The following is a 1,937-nucleotide window of genomic DNA, read 5'->3' as shown; positions in this document are numbered from 1 at the left end:
GCCAACAACGTAAAGGTTGAGGGAGCCGGATTTCAGGGAGATACTAATGTGCTGACTTTGATTACACAGGATGAGGAAGTATCACTCCCGCTTATGAGCAAAGAGGATGCAGCTCTTAAGATCCTGGATAAAATTCTTCTGCTGACTTCAGATAAGGAGCAGTAAAGAAGAATGCAGCTGATATTCAAAAGTAAAATCAGACTGCAGAGAAAATTGTTACTGTTCACTCTGTGTCCAGTAACATAAAATTTAATATTGAAAAGCGGAAATCCCGTAAGGGAAAATCTCAGATCTGCTTTCCATCACCGTATTGTATCCGGAAACGGAACGGTAACAAGGAGGAAAAAAATGAAAACAAAGAAATTCACAACAACACAGCTCACCATGCTTGGCCTTATGGCAGCAGTTCTTCTGCTGATGGCCTACACACCACTGGGATACCTGAACATAGGACCACTGGCAATCTCATTTAATGTGATCCCGGTTGCGATCAGTGCAGTTGTACTCGGACCGACAGGCGGAGCCATCGCAGGTGCGATCTTCGGACTGACAAGCTTCGGACAGTGTATCGGATTTGGTGGAACAAGTGCAATGGGAGCTATGCTGTTTAGTATCAATCCGGTTCTGGCATTTGTCCAGAGATTTGTGCCACGTCTTCTCGACGGAATCTGCCTTGGCTATATTTACAAGGCTATGCGCAAGAAGACAAATGTATATGTATCCTGCGCAGTAACTGGATTTTTCTCCGCATTCCTGAATACATTATTCTTCATGACAGCTTTAGTAGGTCTGTTCGGAAATACAGAATATGTACAGGGACTGATGGGTGGAAGAAACATCATTATTGGATGCTGCATGATGGTAGGTATTAATGCAGTGTGTGAAATGGTATCTTCAACAGTTATCACAGGAGCTGTAGGTGCTGCTCTTTCCAAAGCACATCTGATTCCGGCACAGAAAGCTGCAGACAGCGAGAATGACAAAGTTGCCAAAGCAACAGTCTAAGGGTTTTATCAGCCGGAATTGTATATTGATATAAATATGGAGATAAAGAAGTATGATTTTAGCGATTGACATCGGAAATACCAATATTGTAGTTGGATGTATTGATGACAAAAAGACATATTTTATAGAGCGTCTTTCTACGAACCGTACAAAGACAGAGCTGGAATATGCGGTAGACATTAAGAACGTTCTTGATATTTATCATATCAAAAAAACAGAGATTGAGGGATGTATTATTTCTTCTGTAGTGCCGCAGATCACTAATATTGCAAAGCTGGCAGCAGAGAAGATCCTTAAGAAAGAAGCAATCGTTCTTGGCCCTGGTGTGAAAACAGGACTGAATATCATGATGGATAATCCGGGACAGCTTGGCGCAGACCAGGTTGCAGATGCAGTGGCCGGAATTGCAAATTATCCGGTACCTCTGATCCTGATTGATATGGGAACTGCAACTACAGCGTCCGTTGTCAACAGCAGGAAGCAGTATGTAGGAGGAATGATCCTGCCAGGTGTAGGTGTTTCTCTGGATGCACTTACTGCAAGAGCTTCCCAGCTCAGCGGGATCAGTATCGATGCTCCGAAACATGTCATTGGAAAGAACACTATTGAATGTATGAAGAGTGGAGTTCTGTACAGCAATGCAGCAGCTCTGGATGGGATCATTGACCGGATCGAAGAAGAACTGGGTGAAAAGGCTACAGTAGTAGCGACCGGTGGTCTGGCTAAGAAAATTGTTCCACATTGTAAGAGAAAGGTCATTTTGGATGAAGAACTTCTTCTGAGAGGACTTCTCTATATTTATGAAAAAAACAGATAATAATTAGTGTCTGCTGATTAAAAGAAAAATCAGCTTAAAACCATTGATTTTACTGTGTTTTCTGCTCAAAGATGGTATAATAAAGTGCACGGTTTTAACAGATCTCAAATCTTTT

The 1,937-nt window shown here is 42.1% G+C and carries 2 protein-coding genes and 1 pseudogene; all 3 read left to right on the top strand.

The window, feature by feature from the left end:
• Nucleotides 1-165 (top strand): annotated as a pseudogene (locus ACTNES_RS20595) (phosphopantothenoylcysteine decarboxylase); the annotation flags it as partial.
• Between the two features lie 183 nt (nt 166-348).
• On the top strand, nt 349-1,005 hold the full coding sequence (locus tag ACTNES_RS20590; protein WP_291808126.1) for an ECF transporter S component: 657 nt from the start codon (nt 349-351) through the stop codon (nt 1,003-1,005).
• Between the two features lie 52 nt (nt 1,006-1,057).
• Complete coding sequence (locus tag ACTNES_RS20585; protein WP_441040545.1) at nt 1,058-1,822, top strand: type III pantothenate kinase; 765 nt, start codon at nt 1,058-1,060, stop codon at nt 1,820-1,822.
• Nucleotides 1,823-1,937: the final 115 nt, after the last annotated feature.

The organism is Blautia sp. HCP3S3_D9 (assembly GCF_052063845.1).
GTDB lineage: Bacteria > Bacillota > Clostridia > Lachnospirales > Lachnospiraceae > Blautia_A.
The sequence above is the reverse complement of the archived record's forward strand: the minus strand, read 5'-3'. Positions and strand labels throughout refer to the sequence as shown.